This window comes from Bradyrhizobium sp. BRP20 (assembly GCF_020194215.1).
Lineage (GTDB): Bacteria > Pseudomonadota > Alphaproteobacteria > Rhizobiales > Xanthobacteraceae > Bradyrhizobium > Bradyrhizobium yuanmingense.
Genome location: NZ_JADYVY010000012.1, coordinates 1 through 18,147, shown reverse-complemented (window position 1 = coordinate 18,147; position 18,147 = coordinate 1). Strand labels below are relative to the sequence as shown.

The 18,147-nt window shown below is 57.8% G+C and carries 13 protein-coding genes and 1 pseudogene; 7 read left to right on the top strand and 7 right to left on the bottom strand.

Translation table 11 applies throughout. The annotated features are described in order from the left end of the window. Window positions 1-304 precede the first annotated feature (304 nt). The 4 genes from dctA (at window position 305) to I6F33_RS25325 (ending at window position 6,537) form a co-directional block, all read left to right on the top strand. Window positions 305-1,615, top strand: a complete 1,311-nt coding sequence (dctA, locus tag I6F33_RS25340; protein ID WP_225129623.1) for a C4-dicarboxylate transporter DctA — start codon at window positions 305-307, stop codon at window positions 1,613-1,615. 1,094 nt (window positions 1,616-2,709) lie between these two features. Further along, window positions 2,710-5,385: a PAS domain S-box protein gene (locus tag I6F33_RS25335; protein WP_225144480.1), complete on the top strand. Its 2,676-nt coding sequence runs from the start codon at window positions 2,710-2,712 to the stop codon at window positions 5,383-5,385. After that, window positions 5,382-6,065, top strand: a complete 684-nt coding sequence (locus I6F33_RS25330) for a response regulator transcription factor (RefSeq protein ID WP_225144479.1) — start codon at window positions 5,382-5,384, stop codon at window positions 6,063-6,065. The genes I6F33_RS25335 and I6F33_RS25330 overlap by 4 nt, the downstream gene beginning before the upstream one ends. An 85-nt stretch (window positions 6,066-6,150) precedes the next feature. Further along, window positions 6,151-6,537, top strand: a complete 387-nt coding sequence (locus tag I6F33_RS25325) for a response regulator transcription factor (protein WP_225144478.1) — start codon at window positions 6,151-6,153, stop codon at window positions 6,535-6,537. Window positions 6,538-7,454: 917 nt separating this feature from the next. On the opposite strand, the gene I6F33_RS25320 is transcribed toward I6F33_RS25325, so the two are convergent. The 3 genes from I6F33_RS25320 to glmS form a co-directional block, all read right to left on the bottom strand. Continuing rightward, window positions 7,455-8,282, bottom strand: a complete 828-nt coding sequence (locus I6F33_RS25320) for an Effector protein NopP (RefSeq protein WP_225144477.1) — start codon at window positions 8,280-8,282, stop codon at window positions 7,455-7,457. A 218-nt stretch (window positions 8,283-8,500) separates the two neighbouring features. Further along, window positions 8,501-9,085 (bottom strand): beta-L-arabinofuranosidase domain-containing protein, encoded by a 585-nt coding sequence (locus I6F33_RS25315; protein ID WP_225144476.1) that lies wholly within the window; start codon window positions 9,083-9,085, stop codon window positions 8,501-8,503. A gap of 1,108 nt (window positions 9,086-10,193) precedes the next feature. After that, on the bottom strand, window positions 10,194-12,020 hold the full coding sequence (glmS, locus tag I6F33_RS25310) for a glutamine--fructose-6-phosphate transaminase (isomerizing) (RefSeq protein ID WP_225144475.1): 1,827 nt from the start codon (window positions 12,018-12,020) through the stop codon (window positions 10,194-10,196). Window positions 12,021-13,034: 1,014 nt separating this feature from the next. On the opposite strand from glmS, the gene gmd reads away from it, so the two are divergent. Together gmd and I6F33_RS25300 are read left to right on the top strand one after the other, a co-directional pair. Continuing rightward, on the top strand, window positions 13,035-14,120 hold the full coding sequence (gene gmd, locus I6F33_RS25305) for a GDP-mannose 4,6-dehydratase (protein WP_225144474.1): 1,086 nt from the start codon (window positions 13,035-13,037) through the stop codon (window positions 14,118-14,120). After that, window positions 14,101-15,078 (top strand): GDP-L-fucose synthase, encoded by a 978-nt coding sequence (locus I6F33_RS25300; RefSeq protein WP_275945323.1) that lies wholly within the window; start codon window positions 14,101-14,103, stop codon window positions 15,076-15,078. The genes gmd and I6F33_RS25300 overlap by 20 nt, the downstream gene beginning before the upstream one ends. A 273-nt stretch (window positions 15,079-15,351) precedes the next feature. Here the strand turns inward: I6F33_RS25300 and I6F33_RS25295 are convergent, their stop codons facing one another. The 3 genes from I6F33_RS25295 to I6F33_RS25285 all read right to left on the bottom strand — a co-directional run bounded on the left by I6F33_RS25295 (window position 15,352) and on the right by I6F33_RS25285 (window position 17,651). Beyond that, complete coding sequence (locus I6F33_RS25295; protein WP_225144473.1) at window positions 15,352-16,491, bottom strand: MFS transporter; 1,140 nt, start codon at window positions 16,489-16,491, stop codon at window positions 15,352-15,354. A gap of 414 nt (window positions 16,492-16,905) precedes the next feature. Further along, complete coding sequence (locus I6F33_RS25290) at window positions 16,906-17,088, bottom strand: hypothetical protein (RefSeq protein ID WP_225144472.1); 183 nt, start codon at window positions 17,086-17,088, stop codon at window positions 16,906-16,908. Between the two features lie 167 nt (window positions 17,089-17,255). Next, the gene (locus tag I6F33_RS25285; RefSeq protein ID WP_225144471.1) at window positions 17,256-17,651 is read right to left on the bottom strand and encodes a hypothetical protein; all 396 of its coding nucleotides are present in this window, start codon (window positions 17,649-17,651) and stop codon (window positions 17,256-17,258) included. On the opposite strand from I6F33_RS25285, the gene I6F33_RS25280 reads away from it, so the two are divergent. Then, complete coding sequence (locus I6F33_RS25280) at window positions 17,644-18,024, top strand: hypothetical protein (RefSeq protein ID WP_225144470.1); 381 nt, start codon at window positions 17,644-17,646, stop codon at window positions 18,022-18,024. The genes I6F33_RS25285 and I6F33_RS25280 overlap by 8 nt on opposite strands. 9 nt (window positions 18,025-18,033) lie before the next feature. On the opposite strand, the pseudogene I6F33_RS25275 reads toward I6F33_RS25280, so the two are convergent. Next, a pseudogene (locus I6F33_RS25275) lies at window positions 18,034-18,147 on the bottom strand (IS5/IS1182 family transposase); the annotation flags it as partial.

Below are 18,147 nucleotides of genomic sequence, written 5' to 3'. Positions count from 1 at the left end.
AGCCGATGAAGTTACGAGTCACGCTAGAACTTTTTGTTCGACCTTGCGAACGCGGTCCGAGCACTCAAACCCATGCCGCCGGAGACAGACGGTTTGTCCGCCACTGCTTAGTCGGCGCACTTTGGGCATCTGGTGCAGATCTTGCTTAAGAGAAAGGATAAACGCAACTCGCCTGCCTTTGGAACGACGCGCCGACTCTCGGAACCGTCTTCAATCGCACACGGCTAAAATGAGTCTCGTATGACGCTGTCGCCTCTCAAAGTCGCGGCGGCTCACATTCGAGTATATTCGGGAAGGAAGCGTCATGACCACCATGTCAACTGCGGCGCCCGCGCGCGCGTCGCAAACTTGGTATAAGATTCTCTACGTGCAGGTGCTGATTGCGATTTTGATTGGCGCCATGGTCGGCTGCCTATGGCCGTCCGTCGCGACCAACGACTGGGTCAAGGCGCTTGGTGACGGATTCATCAAGCTAATCAAGATGGTGATCGCGCCGATTATTTTCTGCACCGTTACATCCGGTATTGCGCATATTCAGGATGCGAAGAAAGTCGGGCGCGTCGGCGTCAAGGCGCTGGTCTATTTCGAGATCGTCTCCAGCTTTGCCTTGTTGTTGGGCCTTGTTATGGGCAATCTGGTCCAAATCGGCCATGGCCTTGCGCTCAAGCCGGATGCTGCGGCGGTCGCCAATTACGTGAAGCAGGCGGAAGCCTCGAAGACCGTCGATTTCTTTCTCAACATCATTCCCGACACCGTGGTCGGCGCCTTCGCTCGCGGCGATGTTCTGCAGGTTCTCTTGTTCGCGATTCTATTCGGCTTTTCGTTGATGGCGCTCGGAAAGCGCGGGGAGCGTCTGCGCGGCATGATCGACGACGTCGCGCACGCGGTGTTCGGCGTAATCGCTATCATCATGAAAGCGGCTCCGATCGGCGCCTTCGGCGCCATGGCCTTCACCGTTGGCAAGTTCGGGCCGGCAGCACTCGGCAATTTGATCGGTCTGATCGCTCTGTTTTACGCGACTGCGGCGCTGTTTGTTGTGGTGGTGCTCGGTTTGATCGCGCGCCTCGTCGGCTTTTCAATCTTCAAGTTCATTGTCTATATCAAGGACGAGATTCTGATCGTGCTCGGCACTTCGTCCTCTGAAAGCGCGCTGCCGCAATTAATGGAGAAGCTCGAGCGGCTGGGCTGCTCCAAGCCCGTGGTCGGCCTGGTGGTGCCAACTGGCTACTCCTTCAACCTCGACGGCACCAATATCTATATGACACTTGCGACATTGTTCATTGCCCAGGCACTCGGGGTCGAGCTCACCTTTGGCCAGCAGCTCACCATCCTGCTCGTTGCAATGCTGACGTCGAAGGGAGCAAGCGGCGTCACCGGCGCGGGCTTCATCACGCTCGCTGCGACGTTGTCGGTGGTCAACCCAGCGCTGGTGCCGGGCATGGCAATCGTGTTTTCGATCGATAAGTTCATGAGCGAGGTGCGCGCCCTTACTAACATCACCGGCAATGGCATCGCCGCCGTGTTCATATCTTGGTGGGAGGACGAGCTGGAGCACGCGACGCTGCAGGCCCGGCTCAACCAGCCCAACGTTTCCACCACTATCGACGCACGATGAGATAGGTCCCGGATCTTAACCACAGCCATTCGAAGACGCGTCAAATGCAAGCGCAGCCACATTTCTCGTAGTTCGAAGACACAGCCGACTTGACACGAGCCGGAACTTTCAAGGGCGATCTCCAGTGCGCAGATCTTGTCCCGCTTCGCCCCCCCCCGGCAGCCGCCCTGAAAAGATGCCAGCCGGGCAAAAGAGCCGGAGCTTTTTAACGGTCATTATCAAGCGCGTCTTTCGCGTCAAGCTCCCGGCCATCTGAACGCTTCTGCGACATTTTGCCGTGCCAGATAACAGGACTGCGACAGAACTTGTCCAGCCTGACGGACCTAGGTGTTGCTCCGCCTACAATTGCCAATGCGCGCGGTCACTGCACTGGCCTCGCTCAACCAACGACGTGGTAGCGATCTTGCTGACGCAACTCGTCATCCCTTGTTACGGTCCGTGCTGCCGCATTAGATCGTGATGGGTGTGATCAGCATGGATTAGATTGCACCTCGACGGAGCCATGCCGGCTCGCACACGGCTAGTGTTCGGTTCGGCGTCGTTCGCGCGCGCTCAACGGCTGACCGGAGACAAGTCCTCTCAACTAGGCGTGTGGCCCTCGGGCATGCAAGGCAGTCGCGTAACTTCGCCTTCGTATCTCGGCACGAGACGGTTGCGCTTTCTTCCGCATGCCGATCGCAACGGCGAGATGAATCGGCCGGCAGCTTGTCCCTGTTCTTTCCGGTTCGGCGAGGCGCGCCTGATTGTTTCGGCTCAACGTCTTGGCCGAACTGCAGCCGCTGTCCTCGTCCGGCTGGCGTAAGGGAGTTGTCCTCGGCTGCAGCCTCAAGCGCCTGCCCGGAGGTTATCGGCAGCGGAGGAAAGTAGACATCTCAGCTTCGATTCTAGGCGTGTCAGCGCGCCATGTTGGCCATATTGAAAGGTTTAGGACGACTATACGTATGTCTGTGATGCGTTTTTTCTTCGCGCGTGCTCAGTTCAGCAAGCAATCGATCTCGGAACCGCTCACAGCAGGTGCTGGTGCCGAGTATTGCCCCATTTTTGCCTAAAATGTTATAGCTCTCCCGCCGGAGAACAGGCCGGACAGTATCAAAATGCGTAGCCAGATCAGCAGTTTAAAGCGCTCAGCCCCTCAGTTTACCTTCGGCTCCATAACGCTGGCGGTGGTAACACTGTCTTGCTTGTACCTTCACGCGCATTTCGCCCCCACGGCGTTCGCCTATTTGTTAGTGGTGTTACTGTTTTCGTTGATGGGCAGCTTCATCGCGTCGTCCGCGCTTTGCATCGTAGCCGTTGCTGCTCTCGCTTATTATTTTGCGCCGCCGGCGTTCAGCCTGCGAATCGATGACCCCCAAGATCTGCCCGTGGTTGTTGCATTCTTTATTGCCTCGATTGTGGGAGCGCACCTGATCGGAAAGCTGCGCCAGGAAAGCGAGGCTGCGCGTGTGGCTGCGGCCAAGCTTCAGCGGAGTGCGGCCGATTTGGAGGATCGGGAAAAGCGGTGGCGCGCCATCTTCGAGCACAATCCGGCCATGTACTTCATGGTCGATGAAGCCGGCACTGTCCTCGACGTCAATACATTCGGCGCGACACAACTCGGCTATGCTCGTGCTGAACTGATTGGTCAATCCGTGCTGGAGGTATTTCTCGAGGAGGATCGCGCCTTCGTTCGCGAATGCGTTCGGACGTGCCTGGAGGATGTCGGACAAACGCGCACGTGGGACGTCCAGAAGGTCAGGAAGGACGGCTCGGTATTGTGGGTACGTGAAATCGCCAAAGCCATGCTCTGGGCGGATGAGCGGCCCATTATCCTTGTCGCCTGCGAAGATATAACGGAGCGAAGGCGGACTGAACTTGCCCTGCAGCGGAGCGAAGCACATTTGGCCCAGGCGCAGGAGTTGAGTCACACAGGCAGCTTCAGCTGGAACCCTGCTACGGGCGAGGCCTTCTGGTCAAAGGAAACATTTCGGATCTTCCAATTGGATCCTCAGACAGTGCCACCGGGGCCGCAGCTCGTCGTTGAGCGCACTCATCCAGATGATAGGGCTTCGGTTAGAGAAATTATCGATCGCGCGATGCGAGACCCGAGCGATTTCGAGCACGAATACCGGCTTCTGCTGCCGGATGGCTCGGTAAAGCACATTCATGCGCAGGCACGAGCGACGAGGACAGCCTCTGGTGACATCGAGTTTGTTGGGGCAGCTACGGATATTACGGCGGCGAGGCGAGCAGAACAGCAGCTGCGCCGCAGCGAGGCCTACCTGGCCGAAGCCCAGCATCTCAGTCACACGGGCAGTTGGTCCTGGGACGTCTACGGTCTAGATTTCGTGTATCGCTCCGCCGAGGTCGATCGTCTGTTTGGCTTGAGCCCACAAGAGCCGGTAACGATCGAGACCATTCGATCGCGCATCCATCCGGACGACTTGCCGCGGCTACAGGAGGTGCAGCGCCAGGCGATTGAACACGAGGAGGAGCGGTTCGAATATGATTTCCGTATCCTTCTACCAGATGGCGGGATAAGACGCATACACTCCGTTGCGCACGTGGTGGTCGGCAGCGATGGTAACGTCAGCGAGCTGATCGGAACACATATGGATGTCACCGAGCAACACGCAGCTAGGGAACGCCTGGAAAACACACTTGCCGCGCTGCGCGAAAGCGAACAGCGCTTTCGCGACTACGCCGAAACAGCTTCCGACTGGCTCTGGGAGACCGGGCCGGATCATCAGGTCACTCACTTGTCCGAGCACACCAGCGCTGCGGGAATTTTGGCGACAGGATTGATGGGCCTGCTTCGCTGGGACATTGCGTGCGACGTCGAAGAGGAACCCGAGAAGTGGCGGCAGCATCGGGCGACGTTGGAAGCCCATCTTCCGTTTCGAGATCTCGTCTACCGTACCGTGAATCGGACAGGATCTCCGATCTACGTCCGCACGAGTGGCAAGCCTTTTTTCGATGGAAAGGGCAATTTTCTCGGCTACCGTGGCGTTAGCACTGACATCACCGCTACCATTCGCGCCGATCAAGCCGAACAAGAACTACGAAAGGCACAGGCGGAGCTTGCGCATGTGACGCGTGTAACGACGTTAGGAGAGCTGACGACCTCCATCGCCCATGAAATCAACCAGCCACTCGCCGCTATTATCAGCAACGCCGATGCCTGCCTCGGTTGGATGGGTCGCGAAGCTCCTAATCTTTCCGCCGCGCGCTCTTCGGTGGAATGGATCATCGAAGACGCAATCCGGGCAAGCGAGGTGATCCGTCGTGTTCGCGCACTCGCGAAGAAAGGCGAGATTGAGATGGTTCCGCTCGATATCAATGAGGTCGTTAAGGACGTCATTGCGCTGGTAACACGAGAGCTGGTGAGCCACCGAGTGACGTTACGAACGGAGTTGGCCGCAGCGCTGCCTACGATCCTCGGCGACCGGATTCAGCTACAACAGGTGATCATCAATCTGGTGATGAACGGAATCGAAGCTATGGACGCAGTTTCAGACCGAACGCGCGAACTGCTGATTCAATCATCAAAGGACGATCTGGGGCACGTCCAGATTGCCGTGACCGATTACGGCGTGGGCATCGCCGAGAACGACGCGGACCGCGTCTTGGATCCCTTCTTCACCACCAAATCGAGTGGTCTTGGAATGGGTCTTTCGATCTGCCGGTCGATCGTGGAAGCTCATGGCGGACGGCTGTCGATGGTCCACAAAGATGGACCGGGCGCGACCTTCCAGTTCGCCCTGCCGGTGCATAAGGAGGCCGTCTCGTGACAGGACGATTTGACACGCCAGGTGAAGGCAGCAACGCCAAGGCCTCGACAAGGGCGATCGTCTTCGTCGTCGAGGATGACATCTCCATGCGTCGCTCACTTACGAACCTTTTTCAGTCGGTAGGGTTAGACGTCATTGCATTCGGATCGGCCCGCGAAATGCTGCAGAGCACAATTCCGGACGTTATTAGCTGTCTAGTTCTTGATGTCCGGCTGCCAGGCTTGAGCGGCCTTGACTACCAGACCGAGCTAGCGAGATTGAACATACATATTCCGATCATTTTCATTACCGGCCATGGCGACATTCCCATGACCGTCAGGGCCATGAAGGAAGGAGCGGTCGATTTTCTCAGCAAACCGTTTCGCGATCAAGAACTGCTTGATGCCGTGGTTGCGGCGACCGAACGCGATCGCAAAAGACGGGAGGCTCAGCAGACGGTCGCGAACCTGCAGTCTCTATTTGAGACCTTAAGCCCGCGCGAGCAGGCGGTGATGAAACTGGTCGCTGCCGGCCTGATGAACAAGCAGGTAGCCGCCGAGCTTGGGCTCGCCGAGATTACGGTCAAGATCTACCGAGGACACGTAATGAAAAAGATGCGTGCACGGTCGCTGGCCGACTTGATCAGAATGACTGAGACGCTGGGAATTCGCGCTAATCGTCCTGAACAAACCCAAGTATGATTTTACAATTTCATCAGTCGAGCCCACTTTTCGCCGAAGGTGGCTAATGCTTGCAGCCGCTATTCACGCGTCAGGAGGGATCGTCTTGTCCACGCCTTTGATTTCCGTCGTTGACGACGACGCCTCAGTCCGTGCGGCGACAGAGAATCTTTTGAAGTCGCGTGGCTACATCGCCCAAATATTTGCGTCGGCCGAGGAACTCCTGAGGTCCCCGCGATTGGACGAGACATCCTGTGTCATTACCGATGTGCAGATGTCGGCTATGAGCGGCCTGGATCTATTGGCAGAGATGCGGACACGTGGCTACGACGCACCATTCATTTTCATTACTGCTTTCCCCAACGACCGCGTGCGCACGTCAGCGCTGGGCGCCGGCGCGATTGGCTTCCTCGCCAAACCCTTTGCAGGACAAGCGTTAATCGAATGCCTCGACACCGCACTGAACGCGTATGACGGCCGGCGCGACATCTGATGCAATCCATCTGCGGCTTGGGTTGGTGTCCGATCTAAACGCTCCACGCGTCGATCTCGCCGCCGATCAACCTCTTCGAGTCAAAGATGCTACTTGCTCTAAAATCAAGCGAGCGAGAGGCCAATTGTCGCTTGTCGACACTTTAGCGACCATCGCCGGGCGGCTACATTGGTGCAGAACAACCTTATCGCTGCGAGTGCTGGAAGGGTACGCCAGCTCGACTCATTCTGCAGATCGACGTTCAACGTAATGCTCACCCAAAGCAATCGACGACCCTGAGCCCTTCTTAACTCGTCTGGATCGTTTCTATATGTTCTATTGCAGAGCGGAGCTGGCCGAGAGCGATCGACAAAGCAAGAGATTGGCTGTTCGCAGCCGACGGCAGTGACGATGATAACGGAGCTTCGCCCAGGACAACCGCCGCGTGTCTTCTGTTGAGGCTTTTCTGGTGAAAGTGCTCTGCACGATGACCGTGCTCTCGGCGTCGTTATGTCCGTTGACGCGTGCCAGCCATCTTGCCCATCGGGCGCCGCTTCGCTGTGCATTTCCTTGCCCACCGACTCGCGGCAGGCGCCCACACCCTTACTACTTCGTAGGCGTCATCTGTAGACAACTTCTGGCTCCAAGCCGTCCAACGACTCGGCACAACACGCCCGGCCCTCGGCGGCCGGGCGCACTTTGGCGGCACCCCATCCAGGTCCTCTCCGCAGCGAGCATTGTCGCAATTGCCTTCCGCAGTGAGCCCCTACTTCCAAGGCTCAAACAAATCAGCAACCGCTAAGCCAAGAAGCACTCTGCGGACAGTATTCTGAGCCAACTCAGAGGAACTCTCAGCCGAAAAGGCGATAAACACAGAGGAGCCCGGAGCACGCTAGATTGGTCTACTCCATCGGGCCAAATCACCGGTGATCCCATTGTCACATAAAATCATCCTCATAGTCGTATGTTGAGGGGCTCGCTGAGATCTCGGTATCACTACCTTCACTGTCGTCAGCTTTGGAAAGATACCGCGCAGCAGTACCTTTGCGCTGCCATTCGCCGTCGCTATTCCTTACCCACTTATCTGACTTCGCTGGGTCAAGAACCATGTTGTCGGCGTCAACCTCGACGAATCCCATCTTTGCCGCACGGGCTCTTGCTTCCGAATTAGCCGGACGCAAATTGAGCAGCGGCTGTTTTCCGTCTAGTCGAAGCTGGTGCTCGAGCAGGATGTCGCCAGCGTTCTCGACAAGCGGATGAACGACTTGAAGATCCACAGTAGAGGTAGTCCCGGTGCGTCCAGGAAATAGCTTCTTCCACCTTTCGACGTCGAACTCGGTCATGCTGTCGCCGCCTTCCGTTCTTAGAAGTCCGACACTCTTGTTGCCCAATTGGTAGCTGAAGTATCGCGCCTTCTCGGAATCTCGGGTTCGCCCGTAGTCTTTGGCAACTTCGGCAGTTCGCCTTGCCTTGCCGGACACGAAGTCGGAGTACTCTTGGGGGTTGTTGGCGATTTTCATGATTTCGTCACCATGATAGGCCTCCGCGGCTTTTCGGAATGACTGACGATCCTCGAACTCTTTTATGGGAGGGGTTGAAACGAGCGAATACGGTCTTGTTGCCGCAGATGAACTGCTACTGGAACCAGATTCGGCTAAGCGCATATCTGCGAACGCATCCGCAAAGATGTCCGCGTCCATTTGCTCATCAGTTTCGGCATAGTCAGAGGATTGGAAGTAGGACGAGCCATTGATCCGATTATACATGGCGATTGGTGCTCCCGTCGGACATACATTTCCGCATCTAGTTTAGGCTTGTTAGGCCCAGCGGCGCTGATAGGGAGCCTGGCTTACCAAAACCTGACGTGGCCGCCCTCACGTTTGGCTTGTCATAGGGCTTCCTTTCGAACTACACAGCGGCACGCTCGTGCCATTGGCATTCATCAGGTTTGATGAGAGGCCGCGAACACCTCCGAGGAGCTCCTTTATTGGGAATTGAGCATGTCGTAGAAGTGCGGCTCCGTGCCGCGTTCGTAGCCGTACAACTGATCGCGCTCTGGGCCAAAAACTGTCCCGAGGTGGTCAGCAAGCCTGCAAACGACCTCCAGCAATCGCCGTTTGCCAGTTGCCTGAAAGAACGCGACACCTGCTTCAATCAAGTGCCCCGCGCAATAAAGTTCGTGGCACTCCGCTAGGTTGGTCCAGCGCTCCTGAGGCGCGTTCAGTATGAAATAGGTGTTGAGATAGCCGTCGCCACTGGCCGCCATCAATTCAATGAGCTCATCGGCCGCTTTCTCCAGCTCTGGATTTGGTGTCTGGCATAGCGACCATGCAGCCGCCTCAAGCCATTTTGCGACGTCACTATCCTGAAAGACCGCGCCGTGAAACTCGCCCCTCGCACGTCCGGCGGCAACGCGGAAGTTCTCTACCGCGTGGCTCGGTATCGCCCCGGGACTGCGATCGTTTAGCACCTCCCAGTGGTAGGGAATTGCCACTTCCCTTACCAGTTGCTGGCATTGCCCAATCAGCGGATCCAAGACTTCTTGATTGTGAAGATCGACTTCGGCCACATTTCTCTCGTTCCTCCTTGCCGTGTGGCGAACGGAGCCTAGTAAGCCACCTCACCACGATTGCGTCGTTGAGGTTGTGGCTCTGAGATTTGCGGCTGCACACTCGTAGTCTCGGTGCGAGGGTTCAAACGATAGAAATGGTGAGGCTGCCCTAAGGCGCCACACTCCCAGGGGCGCGTTGACAGCAGTCGTTCGACGAGGGGACAGCAATTCCCGTGCCGATTATGAGGACCGGTTCTTCTGGCAACCCGATCTGCAGCTCCGCGGAAGGAACCCGATGCGATCGCTGGCCCACCAACCGGATTTGGCGGTCGTGCTAATCCAACGTCGTCGCAAGGCTAGTCCATCCTGCTATACGAGCGGGTGACTGTCGCTGGATCAGACAGTGGCCAATAGAACTCGCCTGCCGCATATACAGCCAGGGGCGCCGCGTCCTTCCGGTGCGGCGCCCCCTGCACTTGGTTTTGGGCCCTCACCTTGCGCGGGAATGTCAGTTATCTAACGATCCATTTGATGACACGTATCAGGTCGGAGAACCGCGGTGGCGCGTGTGGCCCAACCGGATTGCGTGAACCCCTGCCACGCGCGATCGAAGGGACAAACTGGACTGCTAATCCTGAGCAATCGTCCCCGGGGTCGAAGTGCATGCTCGACGTGCCCGACATCGCGCGGATGCTGGCAATCGGGAAAAGTAAGTTGTCGCGCGTATGCGCCGCCAGTGAATAAGCTGCGACGGAGCGGCCCGAAGCTGTTGTGCACGGACTTGTTCGTCGACATCGGCGAGGTGGGAGGATGAGTTAGAGAGTATCTTTTGTGGCTTCAGGCTGATTTGGCCCTGCAAAGCAGATCGCGGGCTGGTAACCGAGAGCTGACTTCGATCTTCCAATTATCCGGAATTTCCACTTGTTATCGACCGTTCGGCTCGAACAAGAGGAAGGTAACGCTCGCTCCCAGGACGTTAGTCGGTAGACGATGATGACGCAAGCAGGGCTGACTGCTGCTCATCGGTCTGGATCGGTCTATGATTGACCTGTGATACCGGGATCGTTCTCTTTCTGAGCTCGCCCAGGCGATTCGTGGCCTCAAGGACCGACATAACACTGTAGCCTCATTCCACAGTCACCGATTTTGCTAGATTACGCGGCTGATCCACGTCCGCGCCCCTTACGAGAGCGGTATGGTAAGCCAAGAGTTGTACCGGAATGGCATAGACCATCGGCGTAAAGCGTGCGACCATCTCAGGCAGCACAATGGTCATGAGTGTGTCCACCGTCGCTTCCAAAGAACCCTTCGAATCGGTGATCAGGATGATCTTGCCGCCCCGAGCCGCAACTTCTTGCATATTCGAGACGGTCTTCTCGAAGACATCGTCATAAGGTGCGATCACCACCACAGGCACGGCCTCATCGATCAGTGCGATCGGTCCGTGCTTGAGCTCGCCGGCGGCATAACCTTGTGAGTGGATATAAGCTATTTCCTTCAGCTTGAGTGCGCCCTCGAACGCCAAGGGGGCCGATGTGCCACGACCGAGATAGAGCACGTCCCTTGAATCGGCGATATAACGCGCGAGCTTCTCGATCTGCGGCTCGATCAACAGCGCCGCAGCAATCAACCGCGGCACTTCGATAAGCTCACGCACGAGCCTCGTTTCATCGATCTCAGACAGTTTACCGCGCTCTTTGCCTGCTGCGACGGCAAGCGCCGCCAATACCATCAGCTGGCAGATAAATGCCTTGGTGGAGGCGACGCCGATTTCCGGCCCCGCCAGCGTCGGCAGAACGGATTCGCTCTCGCGCGCAATCGTCGACGTCGCGACGTTGACCACAGATATCGTGTGCACGCCCTGGTCCTTGGCGTATCGCAGTGCAGCTAACGTGTCAGCGGTTTCGCCCGATTGCGAGATGACGATCGCGAGATCGCCCCGGCGCAAAGGCGCCTCCCTATAGCGGAACTCGGACGCTACATCGATCTCGACAGGCAAGCGCGCCAGCCGCTCGAACCAGTATTTGGCGATGTGCCCGGCATAGCCTGCAGTCCCGCACGCGGTAATTGAGATGCGCTGAACGGATTTAAAGTCGAACGGCAATGTGACCGGCAGGGCGACGCGCTCGGCCGCCATGTCGAAATAATGCGCCAATGTCTTGCCGGCCACTGTCGGCTGCTCGTGGATTTCCTTGGCCATGAAGTGGCGATAATTCGCTTTGTCCACAAGGAGTGACGATACGCCAGACTTTGATGTTTCCCGCTGGACGACAGATCCGTCTGCGCTATAAATCACGCACATCGTGCGGGTAAGCACGGCCCAGTCGCCGTCTTCAAGATAGGTGATGGTGTCGGTCAAAGGCGCGAGCGCAATCGCGTCCGATCCTAGATACACTTCGCCGATACCATGTCCGATCGCAAGGGGCGACCCCTTACGCGCACCGATCAAAAGATCATCGTGGGCTTTGAAAAGGAATGCCAGCGCGAAGGCACCGCGCAGCCGTGGCAGTGACGCTTGTACCGCATCCCGCGGCGAGTAGCCCCTGTTGAGATAAGATTCGACGAGATGCGCCACCACCTCCGTGTCTGTCTCTGAGTTAAAGTGGGCTCCATTCCGCTCCAGTTCGGCTCGCAGCTCGCGGAAATTCTCAATGATCCCGTTATGAACGACCGCGACATTTTCTGTCGCATGCGGGTGAGCATTGCTCTCGGTCGGCTTTCCATGAGTCGCCCAGCGGGTATGACCGATGCCGGTATGACCCAACGGCGGATAATAGCGCAGCTGCTCTTCAAGGTTTCTCAGCTTACCTTCAGCGCGCCGGCGTTCGATACGGAGACCTTCGAGAGTCGCGAGGCCTGCGGAGTCATAGCCACGATATTCCAATCGCTTGAGCGACGCGACCAACTGGCCAACGACCGGACCACGCCCCAAAATGCCAACAATTCCACACATATCGATCAATGCAGCCCAAGTTCAAGGGGCCCGAGATCCCGCCTACAGGAATCCGATCATGAAATCGCCTGCCCGACGGTAACAGGCGTCAAGTTCGGGCTTTTTCGCGGCCGCCTGTATCGCCTCCGCATTCGCAAGCGTGAGTTAGACCTCCTTCAGCCATCATCGCTTCGGCCGACTACATTCCGCTTTTGGCTGCCGATCGAGTACAAACTGCGCAGCAGCTCTAGCTTGAATTGTTCTGTTCTACCTGAAACATTTTGCCGGCTTGGATTTAGGAGGCCCATCATACTCGAACCAAGGCAAGTTACGCTCATCGAGATTAGACGATTGGCAGCGAAGCTCTATTGTACGAGCGTAAACTTTCGATATCGAAACGTTGGAGCATCTATACCAACGTTTACTACTCTTTCTCATCTTGTCTTGTGTCGACCGCTCCACTGCCTGCCGCGAGCTTGACATTGGCAACAGCGCTGATCACGGGCGATGAATCGACCGCGAAGACCGGGTGTTCTGTCCGGAAGTTAACTTTCTTGACTACGAATTGGCGTGCAAGCTTGACTGTACGCTTGCTTGCATCCCGTCATCGGGCAAATGCATCGATGACTGCGGCTCCAGCTCGTCGCTCTCGCAAGCCGTGACGAGACCACGCGTATGCGTACTTGCGCCTGAGGTTAGATAGGAACACAGATGGTCAGCTTCTATCTCGTTGGAGATATAGCCCGGACAAGCGCGCCCTTGCGCTCGCAACCGCGATCGCATGCATCTCGCCTACTTAGGATCGTCAGAGATATAAGCCAGGATGCGAGCGTTAATTGACTTTGATGTTTTGGAGATCAATGCGTTCACACAATCCAGTCCGATTTAAAACAATGTATATAGTGTGCTTTCCTAGCTGATGTGTATGACTGGACATAACGATCGCTTTCCTCAAATTGCGGGTGGAGCGGGCTTGCGCATCTAGACTTCACGCGTTTCACAGGGCTTTTCTTTCCGGCGAAACTACGAGAGACCATGACGGTTCAGGACTCAAAGCGACGCGTTGCGCTGATCACCGGCGTCACCGGGCAGGACGGAGCATATCTCGCCGAGTATTTGCTCGGTCTCGGCTACGACGTGCACGGGATCAAGCGCCGATCGTCCTCGTTCAACACCGCGCGCGTCGATCATCTCTACCAGGATCCGCATGCCGGCAGTGTGCCGTTCCTGATGCACTATGGCGACATGACGGATTCGACCAATCTGATCCGGCTGGTGCAGCAGATCCGGCCGACCGAGATCTATAACCTGGCCGCCCAGAGCCACGTCCATGTCAGTTTCGAGAGCCCGGAATACACCGCCAACGCCGACGCAATCGGCGTTCTGCGCCTTTTGGAAGCGATCCGCATCCTCGGCATGGAAAAGGAGACGCGGTTCTACCAGGCCTCGACCTCGGAGCTTTACGGGCTCGTGCAAGAGGTGCCGCAGAAGGAAACCACGCCATTCTATCCGCGCTCGCCCTATGGCGTCGCCAAGCTTTATGGCTATTGGATCACGGTGAACTACCGTGAGGCCTATGGCATTTTCGCCAGCAACGGCATCCTTTTCAACCATGAGAGCCCGACCCGCGGCGAGACGTTCGTGTCGCGCAAGATCACCCGCGCCGTCGCCCGCATCGAGGTCGGCCTCGAGAACACGGTCTATCTCGGCAATCTCGACGCCAAGCGCGACTGGGGCCATGCCCGCGACTATGTCGATGGCATGCACAGGATCCTGCAGGTCGACGAGCCCGGCGACTTCGTGCTGGCGACCGGCGAGACGCGGTCGGTCCGCGAGTTCGTCGAGGTGGCGTTTGCCGAGGTCGGGCGCAGCATCGAATGGCGCGGCAGGGGCGTCGAGGAGGTCGGCGTGGACAAGGCCTCGGGCAAGACCCTGGTGCAGATCGATCCGACCTATTTCCGTCCGACCGAGGTTGATCTCCTGATCGGTGACGCCAGCAAGGCGCGCGCCAAGCTCGGCTGGGCTCCGAAGACGCCGTTCTCGCGACTGGTGAAGGAAATGGTCGCCAGCGATCTCGTTGAAGCCAAGCAGGATGCGACCAATGGCAAGCACGTCGTTTGAACTGAAGGGTAAGACGGTTTTCGTTGCGGGCCATCGCGGCATGGTCGGCGCGGCGCTGATGCGCCGGCTAGCACGCGAACAGGCCGATCTCTTGACGGTGCCGCGCAGCGAGCTCGACTTGCGCGACCAGGCCGCGGTGAACGCCTGGTTTGCCGCGAAGCGGCCGCAAGCCGTGTTCCTCGCCGCCGCGAAGGTCGGCGGCATCGTCGCTAACAACACGCTGCGCGCCGAGTTTCTGCACGACAATCTGGCGATATCGAGCAACGTCATCCAGGCGGCGCATGCCAATGGGTGCGAGAAGCTGATGTTCTTCGGCTCCTCCTGCATCTATCCGCGCTTGGCGCCTCAGCCGCTGCGAGAGGATTCGTTATTGACCGGCCCGCTGGAACCGACCAACGAACCCTATGCCATCGCCAAAATCGCCGGCCTCAAGATGGCCGAGGCCTATCGCAGCCAGTACGGCGCCGATTTCATCAGCGTGATGCCGACTAATCTCTACGGCCCCGGGGACAATTATCACCCCGAATACAGCCACGTCGTCGCCGCGCTGATCCGCCGCTTCCACGAGGCCAAGATTTCGGGCAGCCGCAACGTCGTGGTGTGGGGCACCGGCACGCCGCGCCGCGAATTCCTCTATGTCGATGATCTCGCCGATGCCTGCATCCATCTGATGAAGACCTATTCCTCGTCGGAACTGGTCAATATTGGTAGCGGCGAGGACATCAGCATCGCCGACTTCGCACTCATGATCGCAGCCGCCGTCGGTTTTCGCGGTGAGATCAGCTTCGATACGTCGCGCCCGGACGGCACGCCACGCAAGCTGCTCGACGTGCGTCGGCTGTCTGGGCTCGGCTGGCGCGCCACGACTTCGCTAAAGGATGGCATTCAGCTGGCATATCGGGCGTATCGGGCTGACAGCGACGGACGGCACCAGAGTGATTCGCTTGTTCCCGGATAAGGGGCGATCCCACGATCGCCCGGCGGTGAACGTCCGTCCTAGCAGACTCGCCGCTCACGTAACGATCAATCTTGCTTCGCAAGTTGACGAACGTTCATTGTCAACAGCTGCCCTCAGTTCGCCGCCAAGAACCCCTGCCGACTTGCAGGAAAAGGAAAGATCAGATCGAGACGTGCTGCCAGCAGTTGAGAGCTCATCGACTCTAAATCTCAACCGCCGACGGGCGATCACTAGCCGGAGCGAACCGGCGCTCCCTTCCTCTTGACCAATGCCTTAGCGATGGTCGGTCATCATCCTCGCCGACAGCATCACGATGGACATGAGCGCGCCTAACATCCCGAACGCCATTGGCAAGCCAAATATGTGTGCGATGAGCCCGATGCCGGCCGGCCCGACGAGTATACCCGCGTAGCCGCCTGTCGTGATGACCGCTATCGCTATGCCTGCTGGCATCACGTTCTGTTTGCCGGCGCGTCGACACAGTATGGGTACAACATTTGAAATACCCAATCCGATAAGCAGGAACCCTGCCATAGCAATCAACGCAACGGGCGCGGCTACCACGGCCAAAAAGCCTGTTACCATTAGTACAGTCCCGAGCATCAATGTGGCACGGTCGCCGATTCGCGCCACCACGGCATCTCCGCTGAGACGCCCTGCGGCCATGGCGATTGAGAAGAGCATATAACCAATGCCCCCGTGCGCCTCCGCGAGAAGATCTCGTTCAACGAGAAGCAAAGCGCTCCAATCGAGCATTGCACCTTCTACAAGAAAGGTGATACCCGCGAGCACCGCTATGAGCAACACACTGCGGTGGGGCAAGACAAATAATGGCCCCTGCTGTCTCGAACCCGTCGCCAGCAACCTCGGCCAGGCCGTCACAATCGCGATCGTTACTAATGCCGAACAGACCAACGTCGAGAGAAGCGAGCCACACTGCAGGGAGACTAACAAGGTGACCGCGGCAGAGCCGGTGACTTCCCCAATGCTGTACCGAGCGTGGAAGCCGGACATCAATAGACGGCCCGTGGCGCGCTCCAGTTCAATCGCGTGGATGTTCATTGCTACATCGATCGAGCCGAGTGAAACGCCGAAAGCAAATAGCGTGGCACCGAGCCTTACAGGTGTGTCGGAAATTGCAAGGCACGGCAGAATGATCGCGAGTCCAAGTCCACCCGCGAGGATAATGGGCTTGCTGCCGTACCGCGAGTTCAACACGCTGGTCAAAAGCATCGCGACGACAGATCCCGTTCCGAGACAGAGCAGCAGTAGACCAAGCATGCGGTCATCCGCCGCGAGCCGCTCCTTGGCGAGTGGCACCAAAGGCGCCCAGGCCGCGAGGCCGAATCCGGCCACAAAAAATGTCAGGCGTGTCCCAAGCAGGCCGGCAGACAAATTGGCACATGGTATCACGGACGCTCCTGAGAGAACGGACTCGCGGGCGCGGCGCCCCTCATCCTGCGTGCGTCGCCTGCAAGCGACGCGCGGCTCGACGATGATGGCCTCAAGTTGACGTTCTTCATCCCTGCAAATGCGATGCCGTCACAAATGCTGAACTGCGTCACACGGAGAGCGACAAGTAGGGGTGATCGTCGAGCCCCTGGGGATGGCGGTGTTTCGGCCAATCTCTCCCGGATGAGCTGGCCACACGAGGGCAATGATTTTTGCTGGTCTGCGACAGCCAAATCGCAACGCTCAGCATGCTTGTCGCAACGCCTACAAAGCCGACGGCGCCCCAGGCCTCTATGCAGTTGGCGCTAACACGGCCGTCCTTTTTCCGACAACTTTGCACAATCGGAAGCTCTCATCACGAGTGGCGGCGCTGTCTCAAGAGATCACTACAACGAGCTCCGCTACCACGCGCAAGCGGTTAATGTCGGCCCCGATGGTTTTGATATTCGTTCGTCCCTGGTTTCCGGCCGCCAGATGGTTCCCGCGCAGCCATTGGGCCTCAGTTCGTTTGTTCTGGGCCAGCGTGTCGCCGCCGGCAACAGCCACTTCGAGTAGCATGGCGGCATCAGGGCTGTCCTGTGTCCCGGGTTCCCGGCGGCGGTGGGCTGGGCCGTCTGGAGCAATCAACCAGATTTGCAAGCCATCATCATCGCCGCCGAAGAGGGCGGCGTCGATCAGGTCCAGGACGCGCGCGCATTCGATACCGAGTTGCCCGCCGGCATCGTTCAGGTGCTTATATCCGCAGTTCGCCGAGATGAGATTGGATTGTGCGTTGTAAAGAACAAGTATAGCAGGCAGAGATCGATCAGTATCGCCGCCGCCATCACGCTATAAGCCCAGGCGCTCTGCACTAGATCGAGCTCAATCAGCACCCGTGACAAGCCGAAGCCCACGATCCAAGCATCAAAGCTCATACAGATGCGTCGGAATATCTCCGCATCAAGCCGGCGAATGACGTAGGACCCCAGCGGGACGCCAAGCATGACACTCGGTACAAAAACATAGAGCAAGCTGCCGCTTTCGTAAATGAACAAGCCGAGCTGATAATAGACGAAGGCGGTAACGCTCGATTCCACCACGCGAACCAGCGCTAGGCCGGCGCGAAATTCGTGTTTGACCAAGCCCTGGTTGTTTAAACAGCATCGCTATGGGAGGCCCGGAGATTGTCGTCAGCGAATAGAGAACGCCCAGCATCCACCCGAATGGCAGGCCGATCAGCCAGCTTGCTCCGATAGGACGGCGCCAACCCGCAGCTTGCAGCAGGATCAGGGGCAGAATGATCGTGTAGGTGGCGAATTTGATCCAGCCCGGCTGAAGCGAGGTCAAGGCATAGCCGCCGAGCGCAACGCCCGGCAAGAGCCCGAGCAAGATGGGAAACACTCGTCTCCAAACCACCCGCACGCCCTTCAGATTGATGAGGAGGACGTAAACGTTGACGAAGACCTCGATGATGACAATGGCGGGGTTGAGAATGCGATTGGTGTAGAAAACTAGGGCTCGGACTCAATTGATCCAATAGGCAACGATGGCGGCGAGATGGACGGCAGCCAAGAAGTTCCTGGCTAGTTTGTCGTAGCGAGTTGCGACACGCCTGAAATCCTTGAGGCGGCAGAAACA

Bases quoted from the DNA above. Each gene is read 5' to 3' on its own strand.
- dctA (WP_225129623.1), top strand. From the start codon at position 305: ATGACCACCATGTCAACTGCGGCGCCCGCGCGCGCGTCGCAAACTTGG.
- I6F33_RS25335 (WP_225144480.1), top strand. From the start codon at position 2,710: ATGCGTAGCCAGATCAGCAGTTTAAAGCGCTCAGCCCCTCAGTTTACC.
- I6F33_RS25320 (WP_225144477.1), bottom strand. From the start codon at position 8,282: ATGTATAATCGGATCAATGGCTCGTCCTACTTCCAATCCTCTGACTAT.
- glmS (WP_225144475.1), bottom strand. From the start codon at position 12,020: ATGTGTGGAATTGTTGGCATTTTGGGGCGTGGTCCGGTCGTTGGCCAG.
- gmd (WP_225144474.1), top strand. From the start codon at position 13,035: ATGACGGTTCAGGACTCAAAGCGACGCGTTGCGCTGATCACCGGCGTC.
- I6F33_RS25300 (WP_275945323.1), top strand. From the start codon at position 14,101: ATGGCAAGCACGTCGTTTGAACTGAAGGGTAAGACGGTTTTCGTTGCG.
- I6F33_RS25290 (WP_225144472.1), bottom strand. From the start codon at position 17,088: ATGCTACTCGAAGTGGCTGTTGCCGGCGGCGACACGCTGGCCCAGAAC.